General features: G+C 47.1%; 20 protein-coding genes, 1 pseudogene and 2 riboswitches. Of the genes and pseudogenes, 5 read left to right on the top strand and 16 right to left on the bottom strand.

What is annotated here, in order from left to right; all coding sequences use genetic code 11:
- Positions 1 to 32: 32 nt before the first annotated feature.
- Together RBB45_RS13660 and RBB45_RS13655 are read right to left on the bottom strand one after the other, a co-directional pair.
- A complete protein-coding gene (locus RBB45_RS13660) occupies positions 33 to 1,409 on the bottom strand; it encodes an amino acid permease (RefSeq protein WP_224948573.1) in 1,377 nt (458 codons plus the stop codon).
- 159 nt (positions 1,410 to 1,568) lie between these two features.
- Positions 1,569 to 1,648: riboswitch (glycine riboswitch) on the bottom strand.
- A 157-nt stretch (positions 1,649 to 1,805) separates the two neighbouring features.
- Positions 1,806 to 3,464 (bottom strand): alkaline phosphatase, encoded by a 1,659-nt coding sequence (locus RBB45_RS13655; protein WP_224948571.1) that lies wholly within the window; start codon positions 3,462 to 3,464, stop codon positions 1,806 to 1,808.
- Between the two features lie 309 nt (positions 3,465 to 3,773).
- Between RBB45_RS13655 and RBB45_RS13650 the strand changes: the two genes are divergently transcribed.
- The 5 genes from RBB45_RS13650 to RBB45_RS13630 all read left to right on the top strand — a co-directional run bounded on the left by RBB45_RS13650 (position 3,774) and on the right by RBB45_RS13630 (position 7,805).
- Complete coding sequence (locus tag RBB45_RS13650) at positions 3,774 to 4,484, top strand: uracil-DNA glycosylase family protein (protein ID WP_129613098.1); 711 nt, start codon at positions 3,774 to 3,776, stop codon at positions 4,482 to 4,484.
- Positions 4,485 to 4,550: 66 nt separating this feature from the next.
- Positions 4,551 to 5,054, top strand: a complete 504-nt coding sequence (locus RBB45_RS13645) for a DinB family protein (RefSeq protein ID WP_009794651.1) — start codon at positions 4,551 to 4,553, stop codon at positions 5,052 to 5,054.
- Entirely contained in the window at positions 5,054 to 5,485 is a 432-nt protein-coding gene (locus RBB45_RS13640; protein WP_129613097.1) for a hypothetical protein, read from the top strand. Before RBB45_RS13645 ends, RBB45_RS13640 begins: the two co-directional genes overlap by 1 nt.
- Before the next feature lie 143 nt (positions 5,486 to 5,628).
- Positions 5,629 to 7,092 carry an ABC transporter permease gene (locus tag RBB45_RS13635; protein WP_224948569.1) on the top strand — a complete coding sequence of 488 codons (1,464 nt, stop codon included), beginning with the start codon at positions 5,629 to 5,631 and terminating at the stop codon, positions 7,090 to 7,092.
- 17 nt (positions 7,093 to 7,109) lie between these two features.
- Positions 7,110 to 7,805 (top strand): ABC transporter ATP-binding protein, encoded by a 696-nt coding sequence (locus RBB45_RS13630; RefSeq protein ID WP_224948567.1) that lies wholly within the window; start codon positions 7,110 to 7,112, stop codon positions 7,803 to 7,805.
- 73 nt (positions 7,806 to 7,878) lie between these two features.
- Here the strand turns inward: RBB45_RS13630 and RBB45_RS13625 are convergent, their stop codons facing one another.
- The 14 genes and pseudogenes from RBB45_RS13625 to proV all read right to left on the bottom strand — a co-directional run bounded on the left by RBB45_RS13625 (position 7,879) and on the right by proV (position 22,772).
- On the bottom strand, positions 7,879 to 9,657 hold the full coding sequence (locus tag RBB45_RS13625) for a cation:proton antiporter (protein ID WP_224948561.1): 1,779 nt from the start codon (positions 9,655 to 9,657) through the stop codon (positions 7,879 to 7,881).
- A gap of 585 nt (positions 9,658 to 10,242) precedes the next feature.
- Positions 10,243 to 11,247, bottom strand: a complete 1,005-nt coding sequence (locus tag RBB45_RS13620; RefSeq protein WP_101548547.1) for a DUF3231 family protein — start codon at positions 11,245 to 11,247, stop codon at positions 10,243 to 10,245.
- Between the two features lie 114 nt (positions 11,248 to 11,361).
- A complete protein-coding gene (locus RBB45_RS13615; protein ID WP_180827270.1) occupies positions 11,362 to 12,186 on the bottom strand; it encodes an STAS domain-containing protein in 825 nt (274 codons plus the stop codon).
- 241 nt (positions 12,187 to 12,427) lie between these two features.
- Positions 12,428 to 13,372 (bottom strand): DMT family transporter, encoded by a 945-nt coding sequence (locus RBB45_RS13610; protein WP_224948560.1) that lies wholly within the window; start codon positions 13,370 to 13,372, stop codon positions 12,428 to 12,430.
- Positions 13,373 to 13,461: 89 nt separating this feature from the next.
- Entirely contained in the window at positions 13,462 to 13,899 is a 438-nt protein-coding gene (locus RBB45_RS13605; RefSeq protein ID WP_224948559.1) for a GNAT family N-acetyltransferase, read from the bottom strand.
- Between the two features lie 12 nt (positions 13,900 to 13,911).
- Positions 13,912 to 14,394 carry a GNAT family N-acetyltransferase gene (locus RBB45_RS13600; protein WP_224948558.1) on the bottom strand — a complete coding sequence of 161 codons (483 nt, stop codon included), beginning with the start codon at positions 14,392 to 14,394 and terminating at the stop codon, positions 13,912 to 13,914.
- 137 nt (positions 14,395 to 14,531) lie between these two features.
- Positions 14,532 to 15,269 (bottom strand): amino acid ABC transporter ATP-binding protein, encoded by a 738-nt coding sequence (locus RBB45_RS13595; protein ID WP_009794661.1) that lies wholly within the window; start codon positions 15,267 to 15,269, stop codon positions 14,532 to 14,534.
- Between the two features lie 17 nt (positions 15,270 to 15,286).
- Entirely contained in the window at positions 15,287 to 16,018 is a 732-nt protein-coding gene (locus RBB45_RS13590; protein ID WP_009794662.1) for an amino acid ABC transporter permease, read from the bottom strand.
- 64 nt (positions 16,019 to 16,082) lie between these two features.
- Complete coding sequence (locus RBB45_RS13585; RefSeq protein ID WP_224948557.1) at positions 16,083 to 16,922, bottom strand: transporter substrate-binding domain-containing protein; 840 nt, start codon at positions 16,920 to 16,922, stop codon at positions 16,083 to 16,085.
- Positions 16,923 to 17,024: 102 nt separating this feature from the next.
- Positions 17,025 to 17,208: riboswitch (Lysine riboswitch) on the bottom strand.
- An 82-nt stretch (positions 17,209 to 17,290) separates the two neighbouring features.
- Positions 17,291 to 17,975: pseudogene (locus tag RBB45_RS13580) on the bottom strand (DUF2711 domain-containing protein).
- Between the two features lie 140 nt (positions 17,976 to 18,115).
- A complete protein-coding gene (locus RBB45_RS13575) occupies positions 18,116 to 19,522 on the bottom strand; it encodes a right-handed parallel beta-helix repeat-containing protein (protein WP_224948556.1) in 1,407 nt (468 codons plus the stop codon).
- 287 nt (positions 19,523 to 19,809) lie between these two features.
- Positions 19,810 to 20,700 (bottom strand): glycine betaine ABC transporter substrate-binding protein, encoded by an 891-nt coding sequence (locus tag RBB45_RS13570; RefSeq protein ID WP_009794666.1) that lies wholly within the window; start codon positions 20,698 to 20,700, stop codon positions 19,810 to 19,812.
- Between the two features lie 15 nt (positions 20,701 to 20,715).
- Positions 20,716 to 21,549 carry an ABC transporter permease gene (locus RBB45_RS13565; RefSeq protein WP_009794667.1) on the bottom strand — a complete coding sequence of 278 codons (834 nt, stop codon included), beginning with the start codon at positions 21,547 to 21,549 and terminating at the stop codon, positions 20,716 to 20,718.
- Positions 21,546 to 22,772, bottom strand: a complete 1,227-nt coding sequence (gene proV / locus RBB45_RS13560; RefSeq protein ID WP_009794668.1) for a glycine betaine/L-proline ABC transporter ATP-binding protein ProV — start codon at positions 22,770 to 22,772, stop codon at positions 21,546 to 21,548. Before proV ends, RBB45_RS13565 begins: the two co-directional genes overlap by 4 nt.
- Positions 22,773 to 22,865: the final 93 nt, after the last annotated feature.

The following is a 22,865-nucleotide window of genomic DNA, read 5'->3' as shown; positions in this document are numbered from 1 at the left end:
TAGCATAATTCAGGGAGATAATCATGGCCATCTTAATGTACTCCTTTAACCGCAGGCACTTCTTCCTTCTTCTTCTTCCCTCTGTAAAAATAGACTACATACAGCAGAAGGAACCACACAGGCGTCAGCAGGAGCGCCGGCCTTGTTTCTTCGGCAATCAGCATGATCAGGAGGATCATCGCAAACAATGCGAGAACGAGATAATTCACTAATGGAGTGAACGGCGCCTTGAAAGCAGATTCCGCATGCAGCTCAGGGCGCGTTCTTTTATACTTCAGATGGCAGATCAGGATGACGCCCCATACCCAGATGAAGCAGATTGCGCTGATGGTGGTCACAATGGCAAACGCCTGTCCTGGCAAGAGCTTGCTTAAAAGAGCCCCCACTGATACGACCAGGGCAGACAGCCACAGAGCGTTGGCCGGTACATGCTGCTTATTCAGCCTGTTCAGACGTGCCGGTGCCTGATTGTTTTTGCTTAGGCTGAACAGAATCCGGCTCGTTGAGAACAGCCCGCTGTTGCAGGCAGATGCGGCTGAAGTCAGGACGACGAAATTGATGATTCCAGCTGCAACCGGGATCCCGAAGAGGCTGAAGGTTTTCACAAAGGGACTTTCTGCTGCATTCAGGTCTGTCCATGGATTGATCGACAAAAGGACGATCAGGGCGCCTACATAGAAAAACAGGATGCGGAGCGGGATCTTATTGATGGCAGCCGGGATATTTTTCTGCGGGCTGCTCGTTTCCGCTGCCGAAACGCCAACGAGTTCCACGCCAACGAAGGCAAAGACTACCATCTGGAAGGAAAATAAGAATCCTGCCGCCCCGTTCGGGAATGCTCCGCCATGTTCCCAGAGATTGCTCAGCGAAACGGTTCCCGCATCGGTCTTAAATCCGGTGATCAGCAGGAAGATGCCGACTGCGATCAGCCCAAGGATCGTAATTACTTTTATTAGGGCAAACCAGAACTCCAGCTCCCCGAACAGCTTGACCGTCAGCAGGTTGAATCCGAGCAGGATAATCAGGGAGATGATGGCCGGCACCCATTGCGGGATGTCGAACCAGTATTGAACATAGACGCCGACTGCGATTACATCGGCCATCGCGGTCATGATCCAGCAGAACCAATAGGTCCAGCCTGTCACAAAAGCTGCCCGCGGCCCAAGATAATCTTCGGCGATATCTGTGAAAGATTGATAGCCCGCTTTTGATAAGAGCAGCTCCCCAAGTGCCCTCATGACAAAAAACAAGGCGGTTCCGACGAGCAGATATGCAAGGATGATGGACGGGCCGGCCTGCTGGATCGCTTTTCCGGACCCAAGGAACAACCCTGTCCCAATCGTGCCGCCAATCGCGATCAACTGTACATGCCGATTGGCTAAATCTCTTTTTAACTCCTGCTGTGCCATTCCTGATTCCTCCTCTTAAAATGGGGTCTGACCCTTAGATGTGAAATATTGAACACAAAGTTTTACTGCAATAAAAAAAGAGACTGGGGAATCCCCAATCTCCTGATCATCAGAATAACGAATATAAAGGCAAGTCATAAAGCATGCCAAATGTATATCCAATACTCTTCTGTCCTTTTGCCTGAGATGGTGAACCCTTCGGCGCCGCGGAAACCCGCGGTCTCTCCAGAAGCTGCTCCTGCCACAGCACGACCCATGGCATTCATAGCTTGGTATGAAATTATACAGCAATATTTTTTATATAATAGTAGCGAACGGGTCGTTTGTCAACCGTTCCGTTTTCCTTCTCTAACAAAAAGAAAAAGGCGCCTCCCCGGGGAAGCACCTCTTGTACCATTATTTAGACAGATTCAAAGCCTTTTCGGAAACATAGAAATCTTTTCCGTTAAAGACCGTGACGCCATCGAGTTTTTTCGTGACAATCCTGTTGTTCTGTACGATATGAGCGATATTTTTGTTCACAGGCAGTTCGATCTTTGTCTTGCTTTTTTCTGCGATAAAGACCGGGTTGTTCGCATCTGTTACATCAATGCGGGTCTTGTAGCCTTTTTTCTCAAACGACTCTTTCGCATTGACGAACAGCTTGTCTGTAACGGATTTCAGGTTGAAGCCCATATGCTTTGCCATTGCTTTAGCAATATCAGTGTTATCGATCAATCCGAAAGGCCTTGATGGTCCATATGCGTACAAGAATACATCCTCGCCGGTATGCCCGCCAGTGGAGAAGCCGATATTCGCGCGGTTTGCGAGCATTTTGGCCATATCAGACTGCAGGTTTGCGGACGCCTTCAATTTATCGAGTTCTTCTTTTGTCAGATTATCCAATCCGTACAGGCCGGCCACTTTTTCCATGTTTGAGCGGTCTGCTTTCAGTTGGCTTAAAGCCCCTTCAAGTGTCATGGACGCTTTTTTCAGCGGGTCGATATAAGCTGATACAGGAATTTCCGGGTAATTGCTGTTTGTGTTGACGTTCCCCATTGTGATTCCGCTGTTTCCGTGGTCACTGACTGCGATGACCATTGTGTTGCCGTCTTTTTTCGCAAAATCGAGGGCTTCTTTCACTGCATCATCAAATGCCAGTACATCACTAAGAATTCCGACGGTGTCATTGGCATGCGCTGCCCAGTCCACCTTGCTTCCTTCAACAAACAGGAAGAAGCCTTCTTTGTTCTTGTCCAGCGTTGTGATCGCTTTTTTCGTCATATCAGCCAGAGAAGGCTGGCTGCTCTTTGCAGCCTTTCGGTCAAAGTCATAGGCCATTGCGGAAGGCGCAAATGAGCCCCAGATTTTATTTGATTTCGATTTTAGGAGGGCTTCCTTTGTCTCGACAAACTGGTAGCCGTTTCGGCTGATCACATTCAATAGATTCTCGCCATCAACGCGGGCATTCTTGGTTGTTCCTGGTGCCAGAGATTCTTTGCCTCCGCCAAGGACTACATCAATGCCCTGGTATACCTGCTGCTCGGCAATGTCCTGATAATTGCTGCGGTGCGCCGCATGTGATGAAAATCCTGCAGGCGTTGCATGCTGAATTTCAGATGTGGAAATGATTCCTGTCGACTTTCCAGCCAGCTTTGCCCCCTCGAGCACATTGGCCACCGGTCTGTGGGCATCCTTCTCGCTGACTGGAGAGACACCCGGTGTATTCACCAGTGCAGGCAGAAGCCCGATTACCTTGTCATTGCTTTTATTGCCTGTCGCTAAAGCCGTTGCAGCAGGTGCAGAATCCGTGATTGCCGATTCTGCGGAATGGGTGCGCACCCCCCCGATGAGGATCTCATCCATCGCCAGATTCCCGCCTTTGTACCATCTCGCCAGGTTAGTGGCCCCTGCGCTTGTCCCGTCCATGACCATCATAATGACATTGGCAGGCTCTTTCTTCTTGTTGTCCTTTGCCTCAGCCAGGTGATTGTTTACAGCAAATCCCAGAGAAGAAAACGCAACAGCCGCAGCCACAGAAATCCCGGCAACCTTATTCCTCAAATGATTCTTCATTTCAAATCCCCCTTTAATTGATAGTTTCTAATTATCAGCATAATGAGGATGTATTAATTTTCTTGTGATATTCTGTTAAGTGATTGTAAATTGCAGGAAACAGGACATATGGCATGTTTTATCCTTTGTTAAAAGTAAGATTTTATTAGGATATTCTGCTCAAGTTCCGAGCTGAAGTGAGCAGTGCCTAATGATTTCCTCATAACTCCTTTTAGAATATGCTCCTTGCAAGCAGGATAATTAACCAACCCTTCATCTGCCCCTAATTTGTGGTAAAGTCATCCATATATGATAAAAAAGAAAGGGAATATGATGATAAACAAACAGCTTTATAACTTATACGAAAAATATTATCCAGGCATGCTCTCTTCTCTTGAAGGAAACAATCTCAGCAACCCTCTTCTTCTGAAAATAAACGATGAGGAACAATATCAAAAAGCCGACTTAAAAGTAATGTTCTTGGGCCAGGAAACGAATACATGGGAAGGCAGCCTGGGCTCTAAATCCATAGAGGAGCTGCTGGGGACCTACTCCAGGTTTTTTGGCGAGGGGAAGTGCTTCCGCTATGGAGGGCCTTTTTGGAACACGGTAAAAGATTATACCGGGGATATAAAAGAAGCTTACCCGGACAAGCGTGTCGAGATAGTCTGGAATAATCTTATCAAGCTAGGAAAGGAAAACAGCAAAGGCGCTCCCAAGAAGAGTCTGGTAGCTATTCAAAAGGAAGCATTCCCTGTGATCAGGGAAGAATTGGAGATCCTGAAGCCTGACGTGGTTCTATTTTTCACAGGACCGCGATATGACCAATACCTGAAAGCCGAGTGGCCGAATTTGACCTATCATCCACTCGCTCATGAACCTGCTGGAAAACTAGCAAGGTTAAAGGGAGGATCTTTGCATCCCCAGGCTTTTCGCACCTATCATCCTAATTATCTTTACAGGGCAGGCAAACCGTTTTACAACTCTGTAAAAAAGTCCATCATCAGCAGCATTTCAATTACACCAAAAGTATTTCCTTGAAAAAACAGGTAATTCTCTTCAGACAGGGAATATATTGGTGAAGAATTGAAGCAAGGAGGAATGAAGATGTTTCAGACATTGGATGGTTTTTTAAAGCTATGGAACTATGAAGTACATACAACACAGAAGGTCCTCGACCAGCTGACAGATGAATCCCTGTCCCAGGAGGTCACAGCCCAGAACTGGACACTGGGAAGGATTGCCTGGCATACGGCAACAGCAATCGGTGTAATGGCCTCTCAAACCGGCCTGGCTTTTGAGGCACCCGCCAAAGACTATCCGGTCCCCCAATCAGCCAAATTCATTTCTGATATCTACCAAAAAGCGAGCAGCGCTCTCGCTCATGCAGTCAAGGAGCAGTGGACAGATAAAACTCTCAGCGAAGAAAAAGACTTCTTCGGCCAAAGAATGTCAAACGGCCAGCTGTTATTCTTCATCATCCAGCACCAAATTCACCATCGCGGGCAAATGACCATCCTTATGCGCCAGGCCGGGTTAACGGTTCCCGGTGTTTATGGCCCAGCCAAAGAGGAATGGGCCATGATGGGGATGGAAGCTCCGCAGATGTGATGATGAAAAGAACTCTGCTGCTTTTCCCATTCGTTTTGATAATTTTCGCAGCTTCCGCCCAGGCATTAAGCTGGGCCTACCCTTTCGTCGTCTGGGATGGAAATGTTTATGAAGTGACAGATGAAAACGTGCCGGAAAGCCTAATCGGAGAGAATATTGGCGAAGTAGAAACCCGCCCTGATGACATGACGGGAGAATACTACGGGAATGCTTCCAATGAATATCAGATTGGTACAAATTATTTTGAGATAAAGGATCTGCCAACTGACGAGGGCATAGCTGTTGAAATTGCGGACAATGAATGGCGAAAAGCAGTCTTTGCCCATGAGGCTCCTTCTCATTGGATGGATCTGGTTCCTTATGTCCTCCTCACCCTTCTATTGCTGGCAGCTGCCATCGCTATTGCTTTTTACCTTAAGAAACGGAAATAGAACAGGTGCCTTCCCCGCTGATATGCAATACGGGGCCAGGCACCTGTTTTTATTCCTTTTTAGGCAATACTTCGTTCACATTTTTGCCATAAATTCCTCTTAAGATTAGCCTTGTACCCAATTTGGCTAAAGGAGAGAAATGTATGAACTTTTTAAAAAGGTCTTTTTTAAGCGTGAAAGCCAGGAAAGGTAAAAGCCTGCTGCAAATTTTTGTTTTCACGGTCATTTGCGTCCTGGTTCTGGCCGGCCTATCCATTCAGACTGCCGCCAAAAAATCGGGCGATCTTGCCCGGCAGAAGCTTGGCGCTAACGTCACCCTGCAGGTCGATATGGAAAAGATGCGCGAGCAGATGCAGTCCCAGCAGACGAACGGAGAACGCATGCGATTCCAGTCTGCCCCGATTCCTGCAGAAGCAGCAGAAGAACTGACCTCATATGAACAAATCAAAGGCTATAATTTCTATTCTTCTACTACCGCCCTTGCTTCAAGCTTTGAACCAATCACAAATAATGAGTCAGGAACAACAGAAGAAGGCACCACAGAATCAGCTGCTCCGGGCGGCAGGATGGGCGGCGGGATGGCCCAGGGAGACGTCAGCCTTCAGGGAGTAAGCTTTACTGATTCCACTGCGGAATTCATGGACGGCACTGCTTCAATCATCGAGGGTGAACATATTACGGAAGACGACCTGGGAAAAAACGTTGTTCTCATTGAACAGACTCTTGCAGAGGAAAACGGACTGAAGGTGGGCGACTCCATTGCAGTGGCCAATCCAAGAGATGATTCGGCCACACTCGAGCTCCAAATCAAAGGTATCTATCAAACAGCTTCCACAGGCTCTGACCAGGGCATGGACTTTACTGCCATGATTCCATATAACAAGCTTTATGTGCCTTATACCAATGCTGCTGCACTTAAAGGCAGCGGCTATGAGGGGACCATTGACAGTGCCACTTACTATATTGATGATCCTGCTGATATGGAAAGCTTTGTCGCACAGGCGAAAAAGGAGAGCAGCATTGATTTTGAAACCTTTAAACTTGATGCAAATGATCAGCTGTACCAGCAGATGGTCGGGCCAATCGAGAACGTAGCAAGCTTTTCAAATAATATTGTTTATCTTGTCTCTATTGCAGGTGCCATCATTTTGGGGCTGATTGTGATGATGTCGATTCGTGAACGCAAATATGAGATGGGCGTCCTTTTGGCAATTGGTGAACGGCGCTGGAAAATGGCCGGCCAGTTCATCGCTGAGATTCTTCTCGTTGCGGCGCTTTCCCTCGGAATTGCTACTCTCAGCGGCAATATCGTGGCCAAAGAAGTGAGCGACCAGCTATTGAATCAGGAATTGCAGTCAGCTGCGGAAACCTCAGAACCTGAATCCTTCCGCGGCGGGGGGATGCGCTTTGGCGGCGGAATGCCGGGTATGCCTGAAGCTCAATCAGAGCAGGCTGAAACCATTCAGGAATTGGACGTAAGCGTCACAGCAGAAGATCTTGCCATGCTTGCAATGATTGGCATTCTGATTGCAGCCCTGTCTGCCCTGCTGCCATCCTTAACGGTTTTGCGTCTTCAGCCTAAAACGATATTGAGCAGACAGGATTAAAGGATGGAGGAGACAAAATGACTTTACTCAAATTTGAAAATATTAGTTATTGGTACAAACAAGAGAATAAAAAGCATATGATCCTTAACAATATCAATGTCAGCTTTGAGAGGGGGGCTTTTTACACAATCATCGGCCCATCCGGTTCAGGAAAAACGACGTTCCTTGCGCTCGCCAGCGCCCTGGATGTTCCCAAAGAGGGAGCGGTAGTATATGAGGGGAAGGATATAAAGAAAATCGGGCTAACGAAATTCCGCAATAAGTATGTATCCATTGTTTTTCAATCTTACAATCTGCTTCCCTATATGACAGGGCTTCAAAACGTGATGACGGCAATGGAAATCACAGGGGCAAGCCATAAGAATAAAAAAGAATTCGCATTGAATATGCTGGAGCGTGTCGGCATCTCCAGCAGGCAGGCACACCAGAAAGTGCTGACACTAAGCGGCGGCCAGCAGCAGCGTGTCTCGATTGCCCGGGCACTCTGCTGCGAAGCTGATCTGATTGTGGCCGATGAACCGACAGGAAATCTGGATGAAAACACAGCAAACGAAATTGTGAACCTGCTGAAGGACTTGGCTCATAACGAAGGGAAATGTGTGATTGTTGTAACCCATGACCAGAATATTGCTGAGAAATCTGACATTACGATCAAGCTATCAAAGGGGAAGATTACTTTGAACAAAAGAGAATGTGCTGAAACCCTGGTCTGATTGCTGCTGAAAAAATAGGAAAGGTGCCTGGCCCACGCTGCTTTACAGCTCAGAATGGGTCAGGCACCTATATTTATTCTTTCTCCCCCTGCTCTAACACCACTAGCAAATCTCCCTCATTTAGTACAGGCTTTTCGCTGAAGGTGAAAAAAACAAGGCTGCCGTTCTTTCTTTTTACGCATAGCGGAATTCTGTCCGTTTCCGTTTCTTCTTTTTCCACTGTCTGCTTGCTGTCAATTTCAATTGTCTTCAGTTTATAGCCGATATTGACCATTCTGTTCAGCTCAGTAAAGGTCGCTTCTTCTCCAAACAGCAGATGTGCTTTGAACGCGGTGGAGATTTCCTTATGCTCGGTTTTCCTTTCTGCTGTCGGCAGCGAGAAGGTATGGTTATATCCGAATTCAGGAAGATAGGTTTGGCAAACAAGCGCGTTATAGGCTGCATTCCCTTTCATAGCCAGGAGGAAATTATAAGGGCTTTTGTCGATTTCGAAATCGCTGTGCTCGGAAAGAATCTCCCCCTGATAGGTCGGAATCTCCAGCCTTTTTGCAAGGAAGAGGCGGTCAGCGGACGTGTCTGTGATCAGGGCGGAAACGTTTATCTCCTTCAAATGCTTAGCGAAGGCAATCGCGAAACTGCTCGCCCCCACCATCAGGACGCCTGAAGACTCCGGATTTGCCAATTTCAGCTTCCGGGCAATCGGACCGATGGAAAAGCCATGGGCGCACACCGTAATAAAAACAAGGGCCAAGGTGAGCGGCGTTAGTATCGTTGCATTTGAATAGCCATCTTCTATTAATAAAGCGGCAAAATACCCTGAAACCGTCAAGGCAACGATTCCCCTTGGCGCAATCCAGCTCACGAGTGTTTTTTCCTGCAGTGTCAGCTCTGTTCCGATTGTGGAAAGCCAGATAGACACCGGCCTGATAAGAAACAGCATAGTGATGACAAATAAAATGATCGGCCACGTGAAAACGTCCATAATCGTCTCTCTTGTCAAAGAGGCCGTCAATAATATAAAGACAGTGGACGTCAGCATAACCGAAATGTTCTCCATAAAATGGCCGATGCTTCCGATTGAATGGACATGCTTCTTCGTCCGGGCAAGCGTCAGTCCCATGACTGTTACAGCCAGCATCCCAGTCTCATGCATGATCCCTTCGCCAAGCGTGAAGCAAATCAGGACAAAGCAAAAGATCAGCGGTGATTTCAAGTATTCAGGGAACAATCCTCTGCTCACCAGGAAGCTGACAAGCAGCCCTATTACAAGACCGATTAAAGTCGCCAGGAGGGCCTCGATAAAAAACGGAATGAAATCTTTAAACTGAAAAGGTCCATCCAAGGTAATTTTGATAATTTCATAAGCAAATAAGGCCAGTAAAGGACCAATTGGATCTACAATGATTCCTTCCCACTTCAGAACCGAAGAGACGCGGGCAGACAATTTTGCCTGCCTGAGCAATGGGATGATGACTGTAGGCCCGGTCACTACAAATAATCCGCCGATGATAAAGGAAATTTCAAGATCCAGCCCGGCAATATAGTGGGCTGCTAAAGAACCGCCGATCCAGGCAATGAGTGCTCCAAGTGTTACAATGCGAAAAACAGACTTGGAAATGCCTTTCAGCTCGCGGATATCAAGGCTCGTACTGCCCTCAAATAAGATCAGTGCAACAGCAAGAGAGATAATCGGGCTGTACAGCTCCCCCAGCCCTTCCTGCGGATTGACAAGGCCGAATATCGGGCCAATTAAAAGCCCGGCAACCGTCATGATTACGATGGATGGCCACTGAATCCGCCACGCCAGCCACTGCGAAAACATACCGAGTACAATCACAATAACTATGCTCATTAAAGTAAATTCTGGTTGAATCTCAATCACCTTCTCCAATTGGCATATTTTTCACTTATCACATACCGGAAAGTTTACCAAATTATTGGGCGGTATAGAAATAGATTGGCTTCAGATATTGATCCTTGGCGCTTTTCAAATAGAAAAACATGATGGCCTTTACTTCTAATTGCGGAAGGGTAAAATCCGGAAAGAGGAGGTTTTAATGTGGTATTACAGATAAGTTCAGCAATCATCTGATTTTTTTACAGTGATTTTAATTGCTGGTTCTCCGAAAGAATCTATTATTGGGCTTATACTTGGAGCTGCCGGCCAGCTCGGTGTCTCCATATGTGATATGTCAGCAAAATCATATTAGATATCACTAAAATTTAAGTAAAATGATGTATGGCCCCAATGCTTCAAGCTTTAGAAAAAGTCGGGACCAGGCACCAAATACAGTGTATACTCCGCGCAGATTGCAAAGGGCAAACCCGCTGAATCTCACCTCAGCTATCGTCAGCTCACTTCTTACCTCCCCTCATTCAGGCTTTATAAGATGCCTTCAACAGCAAAATGCCCTATCTGATCGTAGGGCATTCTAAGCTATTTCCGCTTCGCCATTTCTGCTCTATTCGGTGCCAGCGGAGGCTGTTCGAGCCACTTGTTTTTCACCATAATATCAAACCAGTTTTTTGTAACCACCAGGTTTTGCAGAATGGTTGCTTCGTACGTAGTGACCAGGTCGGTTCTCATTGCAGAAGCCAGGCCAGCACCATGGTAATTTTGGGCGGCTTGAAATAAGAATCCCATATGATACATGATTAATTTATCGGAAAAAGGCGATTCCGTTGATACAGTAACTTCTGTTTCCCAGGACTTTGGCACCGGCAGATTATCCGCCTGCATGATCTTAGAAAGAGATTTGATCTGGCCATCGGCAGTCTTCTCAGAACTGGTTAAGAACTTTCTTACCTCTTCTGACTGGGCAATTTGACTGAAAGCAATCGAAAGAGTTTTGGCCATAATGCTCTTTTTGATGTTCAAAGAAATACTGATGACCTCCGGTGCCGAAAGCGTTCTGCCATTGCCGAAAAAACCATCCTTAAAATCCTTGTTTGTGACATACTTAGGCTGTCCTTCTGGATAAAATAACGGGTCCCTTTGGAAAAGTCCTTTCTCAAGCAATAAATCAACAGTTTGATGATACATTTGTTTCCCATCTTCATCACATTCGCCGTAAAATAACCTTAAGTCTTTCCTTACCGAAATGCCTAATGATGTGGTGTGCCCCAGCAGTCCATGTGTAGTCATGATATTTAAATAATTCAGGCAGAATGTGTCTGTAAACAACCTCTGCTTACCTGGGTACAGGTCGGTTTGGTTAAACCCAATAGGAACAGGAAAACCTTCGTTCTCAATAAACGCCTTTAATTTTGCTTTTTGCCGCTCGAATATCATGATCGCTTCATTAAAAATGCTCTTAATCTCTTCATCCTCAATAATGGAATACATATATCTATTCACTATATCAACCGCTGTTCCGTTTATGTACTCTCCCCACAAGGAACCGATCTCAGAAGATGTCAGTTTGAAATTTTCCTTATTCATATCCAATCACCTCGCAAATATTATGTCCTTTTTTTAGAAAGTCATCATAGCGGAGGGGTGGAATTTTTGATAAAAAAATAAAGCAAGACCGATTCAACGGCCTTGCTTTGTCGATTATTTCAGGTATGCCTTTAACGTCTCTTGAAGCGTCCCCTTTGTTTCAGCACCCTTCTCAAAGCGGATACCGGCACGGACCATCTTTTTGACAAGATCCGGCCTCAGCCCGGTAAGAATGGCCTTTGAACCCATCATGCCCACTCCTGCCAGGACCTTTTCAAAATCATCCATCACATCTTTTTCCATCATGGCAATGCCTGACAGATCAATAACAAGTGTCTGGATCCTTGTAGCTGCAATTTCATTTAGAACCTTCTCTTCTATTATTTCAACTCTGTACGTATCCATCGATCCAATCAGAGGCAGGACAGAAACCGTTTCACTGACCGGTATAATAGGTACAGATAAATGTTCAACCGTTTCCCTCTGTTTAAGAAGCATTGTATCTTTATATTTTGAGTAGCTTAAGAAGAAATTGTTAAGAAACTGGTCAATCTGGTCATTCACCGCTTTTTCCAACTCAAAAAAATCTGAAGCTGGAATCTTCTCATCTCTTTCCTCATTAAGGCTGCCGATAATGTGCCAAGTTGTTCTTCTTATGGCCTGGACCCATTCCAGTTTCAAAGAAAGAGTTAAAGAATGCCCTGCCCAGGCAACCCCTTCTTCCTGAGCAAATGCGATAAGGTCGCTTTCATTGTGGTCAACAATAAAGTAAATTAACTTCCTCGCATTTTTTAGAAGGTCAATATTCCCCTTATTTAAAATCTCATTGATCTTCCCAGAAACATTCACTGCTTCAGACAGCAATTTGTTTTCAAACTCTTCCCCGTGGTTGTTAATAAATTGCACTAACTCATCCTTCAAGATTCGTTTGATACTCATTACTACATCCCCCTACTATGTGCTATATGAATAAAAAACATTTACTTATACCCGGATATTATAACAGTTAAACCAGTTTTTATAGGTTTTTTGAAGCGGAGGGTCGGGTCCCTTGCATCAGGGTGGCCAGATGATCTTTTCCCCCGGCCTACCCTCAGCCTATCTTTGCGAGTTTTTGGATATATTTGCGAGTTTTTTTATATATTTGCGACTCTCCCTTTTGGAGGGTCAGATAGAACCCCTAGCTTACTCTGAGCGGCTCTTCTCTTCCACCCGGCAGCATCTTCCCCTCAGCAGGCTCTTTTTTCAGCGCAATAAATAAAATCATCCCAATAATACAGGCCGTACCCGCCCACTGAAAGACACCAAAAGGCTCCTTCAGCCAAAATACGGTTGTCAGAACAGCCGCAAGCGGCTCGACGCTGCCCAAAAGGCTGGTTTCCTTCGGATGCAGGATTTGCAGGCTTTCTATATAAAACCAAAATGCAATCATCGTCCCAAAAAGGACCACAAAGGCTAAATACACATAAGCTTCACCCGTTAAGCTCTGACTGTCCATTCGCCAGGGAGGATGGACAAAGCTCAGCGCGAGCCCGCCAATCACCATTGCCCATCCGACAATGACAAGGGAATCGTATTCCTTAAGCAGCGGCACAGCATACAGCGTATAAAAGGCCAAAGCCGCCCCGGACAAAACTCCCCATACGACCGCTGGCACCGGCACAGATAAATGCGAGATGGAGCCGTTCGTCAGCAAGAAGAAGCTTCCGAACAAAGCCAAAGCGATGGTCAGCAAATCTCCCCGCGTCAGCACCGTTTGTTTGCGGAGGACCAGGTATAAGATGATCATCACAGGGGCCAAATACTGCAGAAGCGTTGCCACCGCGGCATTTCCATGCTCAATCGATGCCATATAGGTGTATTGGACAGCAAGCATTCCGAGCAGACCAAAAATAATCAAACGAAGAGCCGAACTCTTCTTTTTCCACACACCAAGGATCTGGGCACGATCTTTTGCAAAGTATTGGACGGCCAAAAGCAAAACCCCTGCAATGAGCAGCCGGACGGTCACCAGCCAATCCACATCAATCTGAAAATCCTGAAAAAGCTTCTTGGCCGCTGTACCGCCAATCCCCCAAAACATCGCGCCCGTCATAACAAGAAGTATTCCCTTACGCCTGTCCATGCTTGATTCTCCACCTTTCAAAGGCCATGGGGACAGGTCCTCTGGCCCAAAATGGGCCAAGGGACCTGTCCCCCCGGCCCAACTCCGTCTTAATAACCCAGCCTATAAACAATCTCCCCATCAATCACCCGGCCGTCAGCCTCAAATCCAAGCTTTTCATACATTTCCTTCGCCCGGTCGTTCTCCGGCTCAAAGCTTAAATAGATCACTTGGTGGTCCTTGTCCTCCTTGATCAGCTCAATCAGCTTCTCCATCGCCGCTTTCCCATAGCCTTGGGACTGATATTTGGCATCAATCATCAATCGGTAGATCCAATATTCCTTATCGTCAAAATCTATGCAGTACATCGTAAATCCTACCAGCTTTTCCTCATGGTAGATTGCCAGGCAGTTGCACTCTGGAAATGCCTTCGCCTGTGCCAGCGAGAACAGATTCGTCGCGACAAATGACTTCTGCTCTTCAGCTACCTTTAAATCAATCACATCAAAAAAATTATGTCTGTCTATTTCTTTTAAAGAAACCATCATATCCCCCTGCATTTATGTATTTTGCTTTGTTCCGCTGACAAACTCTTGTATGACCCGCTTATGCTCATCCTCCCGCTCCATAAATTCCCCGTTTGTATATTCATCTATCACACACCCCCAAAACCCTTGGGCAGGCTTGTTTTTCTCGATTTGGAAAATCTCCCACCTGCCTTTATGCAGCCCAAAGATATCCTTCGCCACCTGCTTCCCAAGGCCTTCCCGGCGGTATTTTTTAAAAATAAAAAACTCGTTGATGGAAAGAGACTGGCTGTCTTCTGTCACCAGCACAAAACCGGCATAGCGCTCATTGAGCTTGATTATATATGGGTAATGGCCCTCTTCCGTCCAGTAGCCGCTCAGCGGATACTCGCTGAATCTCCCATTCTCCCCAACATGCGCATCGATGAACTCGGAAAAGTCATAAATATAAAACTGCAATAAATTCAGGAGCGCTTCCTCATGCTCCGCTCCTGCTTTGATGATTTCGTATTCCATCCCTTTGCACTCCTCTGGCCGGCATCTTCTGTATATTCACCGCTCCATAAGCGAAATCCTGCTATACAAAAAAGATAAGCCAGGGGGACAGGTCCCATGGCCCAAAACGGGCCACGGGACCTGTCCCCCCGGCTCTTTTACACTTTCAATGTCCGCTTCAAAAATTCCCTGGTCCGCTCCTGATCAGGGTTATTGAAGATCTGTTCAGGACTTCCTTCTTCCGCAATGACTCCTTTGTCCATAAAGACGACGCGGTCGGATACTTCTTTAGCGAATTCCATTTCATGGGTAACGATCAGCATCGTTTGACCGGAACCGGCCAGTTCCTTCATGACTTTCAGGACTTCTCCCACCATCTCCGGGTCAAGGGCCGATGTCGGCTCATCGAACAGCATCACATCAGGCTCCATGGACAGTGCCCGCGCAATGGCGACACGCTGCTTTTGCCCGCCTGACAGCTGCCTTGGCTTGGCATTGACATATTGATCCATGCCCACCACTTTCAAATATTTCATGGCGACTTTTTCCGCTTCTTCCTTAGAGCGTTTCAGCACCTTGACCTGGCCAACCACACAATTATTCAGGACATTATGATTATTGAAGAGGTTGAATTGCTGGAACACCATCCCTAAGTTCTGGCGGTAAGCAAAAATATCATGCTTATCGTCAAGGATGTTCTCGCCATTATAGATAATCTGGCCGCCGCTTGGCTTCTCCAGCAGGTTAATGCAGCGAAGGAGGGTCGATTTCCCGGATCCCGAGGAGCCGATAATCGTGACCACCTCTCCTTTTCTGACTGAAAAATCAATGTCCTTCAATACCAGATTTGTGCCGAAGGATTTGCTTAAGTGCTGAACTTCAATGACTTTTTCCATAGCCGCTCCCCCTTCCCTTACAGATTATTTTCACCTTTGCCCAGCAAATCGAAATTGTCAGGGCCGTCTAATTTCCGTTCAAAATAACGCAGGATTCTTGTAACAATGAATGTCATGACAAAATAAATCACGCATGCCACAAAGAATGACTCAAAGTATCTAAAATTATTCCCTGCTACTGATTTGGTCATAAAGTATAGTTCCGATACTGATATAACATTAAGGACAGATGTGTCTTTGATATTGATGACAAAGTGGTTGCCTGTTGCCGGCAAGATATTGCGGATGACCTGCGGGAGCACGACATTCCACATCGTCTGATAATGATTCATCCCGATGGCCTGGGCTGCTTCAAACTGCCCTTTATCAATGGAAACGATTCCGCCTCGGACGATTTCAGCCATATAGGCCCCTGTATTGATGGATACAACGATGATGGCCGCTGCCAGGACATTGATGTCAACGCCGAATGCCAAAGCAGACCCATAATAAATGACCATCGCCTGGACAATCATTGGTGTTCCGCGGAAAAATTCGATATATACTGAAAGGACGAAATTAATCACCTTCAGCAAGATTTTTTTGGGTCCGCGCTCTGGTGCCGGGATGGTCCTGACCACTCCCGCCAATAAGCCAATGCCGGCTCCGATGATGGTTCCGATCAAGGAAATGAGAAGCGTGATCCCAGCTCCCCGAAGGAACATCGGCCAGTTTTCAGAGATGATTCTAACGATCCAATCGAAGCTCATCTTTCTCCCCCTCTATATTCATCATAAAACCGACTGTAAGCTTACAGCCGGTTCTATGCGTTTCTTATTGTGCTGCTGGTTGGTTCTGGATGGCTTCATCCATGATAGTGGTACGCTCTTCTTCTGAAATGCCTTTTAGAATCTCGTTGATTTGCTCTGTGAGTTCACTGCCCTTTTCAAGACCGACAGCGATTGCTGTATCATCTTCGGAAGTTTCGAATCCTTCCTCAAAATCAACCATCGCAAAATTGTTATTGGCAGCAGAAGCACTGACTGCCTCAGGACGCTCAGACACGTATCCATCAATGATTCCGGATTCCAATGCAACCCTCATCGCAGGGAAATTGTCCATCGCTGTTTCTTTGGACACACCATCGATCTGGTCAATCACGGAATAGTGGAATGTATTCAATTGAGCTGTGATTTTAGCTCCGTTAAAGTCATTGAGGCTAGTCGCGTTTTCGTATTTTCCGCCTTTTTTCACGACCATAACAAGCTGGGAGTTATAGTAGTTCTCAGAGAAATCGATCGTCTCTTTGCGTTCTGCCGTTGGCGACATCCCCGCAATGATGGCATCGATCTTGCCTGACGTCAGCGCCGGCACAAGGCCATCCCATTCTGTCTTAACGATTTCTAATTCCTTGCCAAGCCCGTCAGCGATCTCCTTAGCAATTTCAACATCATAGCCGCCCGCATATTCAGCAGAGCCTTTGATTTTTACACCGCCATTGGAATCATCTTTCTGCGTCCAGTTGAACGGAGCGTAGCCTGCCTCCAGGCCAACCTTGAACGTATCACTTTCCGATGACCCTGAATCTGAACCTGAACTTGTGCTTGATCCGCAGCCGGCCAGCAAAAGGACTGCCGAAAGCATACCCGCTAAAAATAATGAAGCTTTTTTCATGTTTTCTCCCCCTATATTTGTATGATGAGAACAAAATAAAAACGACCTAAGATTAACTTAGGTCGTTATATACATATGCCCATAAGTCCTCTTTTTTTCCCTAAATGAGATAGCACAACTCAATAAGCCGGGAAGCCCATTGAGACAGTCCTGCAGCTCTTAACTGCAGACCCAGCAGGCCATACTGAGATATATGTGCCCGCTTCGGCGATATTTCCTTCTCCCTAGCATCATCGCTTCTCAAGCTTCGCTAAAGACTGTTAAACACCGCGCCTCTACCTCACTGGTAAAGTGAGGTCTTATTTAATTTTCTCTAATAGTCTACAACTATATAAATAATCTGTCAATCCTTCGTCCTGGGCACTATGTCAGGTATGATTTTCCTGGAGGTACCAATTCAAGCAGGTATTATTGCCGCAGATGATAGCTTCCCATTTGCTGGACCGGATGATGTGCTCTATATCAGTCTCTTTGGCCAGAAACAGTGTGATGAAAGAATCTATTACACTCATAAAAGGTAATCCATCTGCTGATCGGTGATGATCAGCTCCGCATTTGAAAGCCCGAGAATCCCTAAAGGAGCAGCTTCCTTTAACGGCATGGACCTTCTGTCAACGGGATGGGGCTGGAATAATAAATGCTTTCCGCCTGCTTTGACCCAAGAACATTCAACAGACTCCCCAACAGAAATACAGATGTCTGGTCCTCTGGCGGCAAATAAAGGTCCGGATCCATATAATTATCCAGAGCTTCGGCTAAATCCTTCCGTGCATACTCTTTCCTCAATCCCACAATCGCCGTCTGCAGGGCGAGTGCCAGTTCATCAAGTGAATTCAGCCCGCTGTCCTTCATCACCTTTTGCCATGGTACAGGCTGGCCTTTTTCCAGGGCCTCTTCTCCACTTAAAAAAACGTCCTCTGAATCAGGCTGTGCCGCTGTCCAGCCGGCAGGCATCCTGACAAAGGGATGAAGCAGGATCGCACAGGACTTGAACGGTGCCGGGAGCTGTCCGAGAATTGGGGAACAGTGATCCAGCCATAAGTAATTTAACATGGACTGCCACCTCGCTTTTATTCGTTCACTTATTAAACGAAGGAGCGAGGAAAAGGTAACACAAAATGGTGACAGGCCGGGGGGACAGGTCCCTTGGCCCAAACGGGCCAGAGGACCTGTCCCCCCGGCTCAATTTTTCCTTAGCTGAACCTGGTCAATTCATTATTTACCAGGCTCAGCTTTCCGGCCAGCTGGCCATCGGGGTCCAGTCCCCAGACAGAAATCAGGACTCTGTCACTGGAAGGGAAGAACCTGAGTTCAAATAAATCAAAGTTGGCATAATAGGTTCTTGTGATGGTGGAGCCCGGTGAGCTTTCCGGCGCAAGCGGGTTCAGCTCCAGCACATAGAGATTCTGGGTGTCAGTCAGATAATAGCCCTCGATCCTGACCGTTTCTTCCGTGTCACTGACGTTCTCAATTACAACATACAGCTGGCTAATCGGCCGGCCTGCTGAGGGCAGGTTGGCAATCGGCCCGGTAGTAACGAACGGCACTCCAGGCGGCACCCGCAGGAAAGGAATGAACTCAACCGGGCCCGGCCCTCCGATGTCATCCCCGCCAGGTGTGTTCGGCCCGGCAGGTCCCCAGTAATTGTTTTCCGCATTGACAGTTACAGCAGAGGCGTTGAATAACCCCCACTCTTCATTGCCGCTGAATGTATTTAGCTGAATCACTGGCGGTGTCACTGCAGTAGCCTCGACGAAGATGCCAATTCTGTTTTCTAGAATCTCGTTCCTTGTCACCACTTGTTCTGCCGGGCTTCCGAGCCTCATTCCGGCATCAGTGGCCCCTTTAACGGCATTTTCCGCGATTTCTACCCGGCCTCTTACTTCCGGGCTTGTCGCGATGCCTCTCTTCACATTGGCAGCACCTCCCTCAGGTGCCTCAATTCTATTCCCCCGTACAAGGACATTTGCCGTTTCTCTTTTCACAGCGACCGCAGTACTTTCTTCACTCAGGGCTTGAATATTGTAAACCCGGTTACCCTCAAGGGTTACGTCATTGGCAAGCTGCTGCTGAGAGGTGCCCTCAATAGAAATGCCAATGGCCGGTGCAGAGGCACTCGCATGCCTGATCTCAGAGATTTCATTATCAGCTGCCCGAAGCCTTTCTATCGCACTCGTCCTGATTCCATATGTCCCTTCAATTGCCTGCCGGGCCGGTGTTCCAATTTCCCTGATGATGTTTCCGCGAATCTCCACATCACTCGGCGCAACAGCCTGGTCTATTAATCGGGTCCTGACTCCAACAGCTTCCGCGGAACCGCTGTAAAGCGGATTTGTGATCGTAAAGCCCTCAAGAACCACATTGGCTGCAGAAATCTCCACCACAATATTACGCTCTTCTTCACTGTTTCCATTCAAAAACGTCACTTCAGGCCCTCCACTGGATCTTACTGTCAGCGGTTTATCAATCCTGATCAGTGTCGGACCTGTAATATCTGGTTCCTCATAGGTACCAGGGTTCACAGTAATAATATCTCCAGGCTCAGCTCCATCAATAAAATCCTGAATGCGCTGGCCCGGATTTACGATGAATTCAGTCATAATATTTCATCCTCCTTCCTTATAAAATATGCAAGGAGAGGGGGAGTGCTTGGACAAGGCACTATTAATTGCTTGTCTGTTAAAGAGTGCGACTGTAAAAACGGGTTCTGGTCCGACTGCTATTGCTAGAAAAAGAGACATATCCAGGGATATGCCTCTATTATGTACATCCACTTTCAATCCGTTAAATTTCCATTGCATTTTGCACGTAAAGCAGCTGAACCCCTCAAACTTCTAAAGTGGCGCAGACAGAAAAAGAGCCGGGATCATCCCCGGCTCTCGCCTCATTAATCTAAGTCTTCGATTGAATCAGCTTCCACGTAAGAAGGAACGACAAGTCCTGTTTTCGCGCCTTCAAGGTTTTCACCAAGGCGTTCCATATCGTCGCCATACTGATCAAGATAGTCTTTATGTGTCAGCGGCAGCCAGCCGGAAACGGTCGCATCTGCGTCGCCATTGGCCACAGCTGTAAACATTGGGCCTGCATCCAATTGAACCATTTCCACATTATAGCCGATGCTTTCGAGCACTTTCGCTACTACATTGGTGCTTGCAATCTCAGAATCCCACGCCACATAAGAAAGTGAGATATCTTCCCCGCTTACTTCCTCTGCGCCGTTTGTCCACTCGGCTACTTTATCGCTATTGTCTTTCACCCATGTGTCAGCAGCTTCGGCAGGATCTGTCCCTTCCTGGATTGCAACCATGACTTCACCGATATCATCATTTGTCCAGAAAAATTGGTCAAGCACTTTGTAAGCACTTGGCTGGTCTTCTTCCAGGCCTTTGCGTGTGAAGGTTTCGATTTTCTCTGCTTCACCGTAGATCCCTTTAGGGTCTTCCAGATATTTCAGATCATACTTAGCGAACATCCAGTGCGGCGTCCAGCCAGTTACGATGATAGGCTCTTCATCTTTGATGGCGTTGTCCAGCTCAGCAGCCATAGCAGCCGAAGAAGATTCAACCAGTGTATAGTCTTCCAGATTATCATACTCTTCCAATGCTTTATTGGTTGCCGACATGATTCCGGCACCAGGCTCGATGCCAGTGATTTTGTAATCCACTCCATCACCGATCGTGCTGCCTTCCTCTGAATCTTGAGAATCATTTCCGCAGGCAGCCAATCCGACAGACAATGCAAGGATTGAAGCCAACCCGGCCATACGCAATTTTTTCATTGTGATACTTCCCCCTTAGTTTTTAGTGATTCTTATATTTTGAGAAATCCGGTCAAGCACGATCGCCAGGATGACGATGGCGAGACCAGCTTCAAAACCTGTACCGACTTTCAGCTGGGTCACGGCACGGTACACATCTGCACCCAGTCCCGGCGCACCTACAAGGGATGCGATAACAACCATGGATAGAGCAAGCATGATGCTTTGGTTGATTCCGGCCATGATGGTGTTCATTGCCAATGGCAGCTGAACCTTGAATAACTTCTGGCTTGGCGTTGAGCCAAATGCGTCAGATGCTTCTACAAGATCCTCCGGCACCTGGCGAATTCCGAGATTGGTCAATCGGATCGTTGGCGGCATCGAGAAGATGACGGAAGCAATGATACCTGGTACGACCCCGATCCCAAAGAAAATGATGGCCGGGATCAAATATACAAAGGCCGGCATCGTCTGCATAAAGTCAAGGATCGGCGTAAGGATGCTTTGCGCACGGTCGCTTTGTGAAATCCAGATTCCAATAGGAATTCCTATGATGATCGATATAATGACCGATGCCAGGACAAGGGCAAGCGTATCGATCGTGCCATCCCAATAGCCGAGATTATCAATCAGCAATAAACCTATAGCGGTAAATAATGCTATCGTCCAGCGGCTTACCCACCAGGCCAAGCCTGCAAATATCAAAATCAGCAGCAGTGCCGGTATCGATTCCAATACCATGACAAAGAATTCAACAACTGCTCCGATTCCATCTGTCAGGATGTCAAAGAACGGGCCCAGAATGTCTTTGATCCAGCTGACCGCACTATCTACCCAGCTGGCTAACGGAAGCTTCGGCAAAAATGTCATATGCTTTCCACCTCATTTCCCTGAACATCTGCATTAAGATCAGACTCCAGCCCTGCAAGTGCACCAAGTACAGCGCCCCTTACAATGACTCCCTTGAGCCGTCCTTCCTCATTGATGACAGGCAGCGGAAGTACAGCCGTAGCCACCTGCTCGAACAAGTCTACGAGAAGGGTCTCCGGTTTAATGGAATCGAGATCAGTAATGAGGATCTCTTCTAGGGTCTGCTGGTTCTTGACGGCAGCTGAAGCAGCTTCGATTGTGACGGTGCCGAGGAGCTTCTGCTTGCTGTCAACTACGAACAGATGGGATATCCCTTCATTTTTCATGACCTTCACAGCCACACGCGGACCGCGGTCGATGCGCACCATTTCAGGGCGTTTCATGACATGCTCTGCCGTTAGGACCTTCGAGAGGTCAACATCCTCAACAAACCGCTCCACATATTCATTGGCAGGGTTTGTCATGATTTCTTCAGGCGTACCGATCTGGACGATGTTCCCATCCTTCATCAGAGCAATTCGGTCGCCGATGCGGAGAGCTTCATCAAGATCATGGGTGATGAAAACGATCGTTTTCTCCATCTTTTCCTGCAGTTCAAGCAATTCGTTCTGCATATCTTTGCGGATCAATGGATCGAGCGCACTGAACGCTTCATCCATCAGCAGGATGTCAGGGTCGTTCGCAAGGGCACGGGCCAGGCCGACACGCTGCTGCATACCGCCGCTCAGTTCGCTCGGATAGCTGTTTTCATATCCTTTAAGGCCGACAAGCTCTAATGACTCCATTGCCTTCTGTCTGCATGCGGACTTTTCTGCTCCTTGGATTTCAAGGCCGTATTCAGTATTTTCGAGAACAGTTCGGTGAGGGAATAATGCGAAGCGCTGGAATACCATGCTCAGTTTCTTCCGTCTTACTTCCCGCAGCTCTTGGGGGTTGAGCTTAACGATGTTCTTTCCATCAATATGTACTTCTCCATCGGTTGGGTCGATCAGCCGATTCAGCATCCGGACCAATGTGGATTTTCCGCTCCCGGATAATCCCATAATGACGAATATCTCCCCGGCATACACATCGAAGCTCGCTTTATTGACACCGACGGTCATTCCAGTCTTTTCAAGTATCTCCCGCTTTGATTTCCCCTCATTCAGGAGTCTGACTCCCTGATGGGGCGATTTACCAAAGACTTTCGTAACGTTTTGGACGCTTATTTTCTTTTCAGCCATAAATCCACCTCTAAACTTTGTTTATACATGACGATTTCTGTCGAATCGAACTGTTTTTCCAGCGTACTTAAAAAGTATAAGGGACTTTAGTTG

It is taken from the genome of Bacillus sp. MMSF_3328, from assembly GCF_030733525.1.
GTDB classification, from domain to species: Bacteria; Bacillota; Bacilli; order Bacillales; family Cytobacillaceae; genus Bacillus_AB; species Bacillus_AB infantis.
Note: the sequence above shows the minus strand (reverse complement) of the source record. Positions and strands in the feature narration are given on the sequence as shown.

Excerpts from the sequence above, each read along its gene's own strand:
- RBB45_RS13660 (WP_224948573.1), bottom strand. The coding sequence starts at position 1,409 with ATGGCACAGCAGGAGTTAAAAAGAGATTTAGCCAATCGGCATGTACAG.
- RBB45_RS13655 (WP_224948571.1), bottom strand. The coding sequence starts at position 3,464 with ATGAAGAATCATTTGAGGAATAAGGTTGCCGGGATTTCTGTGGCTGCG.
- RBB45_RS13650 (WP_129613098.1), top strand. The coding sequence starts at position 3,774 with ATGATGATAAACAAACAGCTTTATAACTTATACGAAAAATATTATCCA.
- RBB45_RS13645 (WP_009794651.1), top strand. The coding sequence starts at position 4,551 with ATGTTTCAGACATTGGATGGTTTTTTAAAGCTATGGAACTATGAAGTA.
- RBB45_RS13640 (WP_129613097.1), top strand. The coding sequence starts at position 5,054 with ATGATGAAAAGAACTCTGCTGCTTTTCCCATTCGTTTTGATAATTTTC.
- RBB45_RS13635 (WP_224948569.1), top strand. The coding sequence starts at position 5,629 with ATGAACTTTTTAAAAAGGTCTTTTTTAAGCGTGAAAGCCAGGAAAGGT.
- RBB45_RS13630 (WP_224948567.1), top strand. The coding sequence starts at position 7,110 with ATGACTTTACTCAAATTTGAAAATATTAGTTATTGGTACAAACAAGAG.
- RBB45_RS13625 (WP_224948561.1), bottom strand. The coding sequence starts at position 9,657 with ATGAGCATAGTTATTGTGATTGTACTCGGTATGTTTTCGCAGTGGCTG.
- RBB45_RS13620 (WP_101548547.1), bottom strand. The coding sequence starts at position 11,247 with ATGAATAAGGAAAATTTCAAACTGACATCTTCTGAGATCGGTTCCTTG.
- RBB45_RS13615 (WP_180827270.1), bottom strand. The coding sequence starts at position 12,186 with ATGAGTATCAAACGAATCTTGAAGGATGAGTTAGTGCAATTTATTAAC.
- RBB45_RS13610 (WP_224948560.1), bottom strand. The coding sequence starts at position 13,372 with ATGGACAGGCGTAAGGGAATACTTCTTGTTATGACGGGCGCGATGTTT.
- RBB45_RS13605 (WP_224948559.1), bottom strand. The coding sequence starts at position 13,899 with ATGATGGTTTCTTTAAAAGAAATAGACAGACATAATTTTTTTGATGTG.
- RBB45_RS13600 (WP_224948558.1), bottom strand. The coding sequence starts at position 14,394 with ATGGAATACGAAATCATCAAAGCAGGAGCGGAGCATGAGGAAGCGCTC.
- RBB45_RS13595 (WP_009794661.1), bottom strand. The coding sequence starts at position 15,269 with ATGGAAAAAGTCATTGAAGTTCAGCACTTAAGCAAATCCTTCGGCACA.
- RBB45_RS13590 (WP_009794662.1), bottom strand. The coding sequence starts at position 16,018 with ATGAGCTTCGATTGGATCGTTAGAATCATCTCTGAAAACTGGCCGATG.
- RBB45_RS13585 (WP_224948557.1), bottom strand. The coding sequence starts at position 16,922 with ATGAAAAAAGCTTCATTATTTTTAGCGGGTATGCTTTCGGCAGTCCTT.
- RBB45_RS13575 (WP_224948556.1), bottom strand. The coding sequence starts at position 19,522 with ATGACTGAATTCATCGTAAATCCGGGCCAGCGCATTCAGGATTTTATT.
- RBB45_RS13570 (WP_009794666.1), bottom strand. The coding sequence starts at position 20,700 with ATGAAAAAATTGCGTATGGCCGGGTTGGCTTCAATCCTTGCATTGTCT.
- RBB45_RS13565 (WP_009794667.1), bottom strand. The coding sequence starts at position 21,549 with ATGACATTTTTGCCGAAGCTTCCGTTAGCCAGCTGGGTAGATAGTGCG.
- proV (WP_009794668.1), bottom strand. The coding sequence starts at position 22,772 with ATGGCTGAAAAGAAAATAAGCGTCCAAAACGTTACGAAAGTCTTTGGT.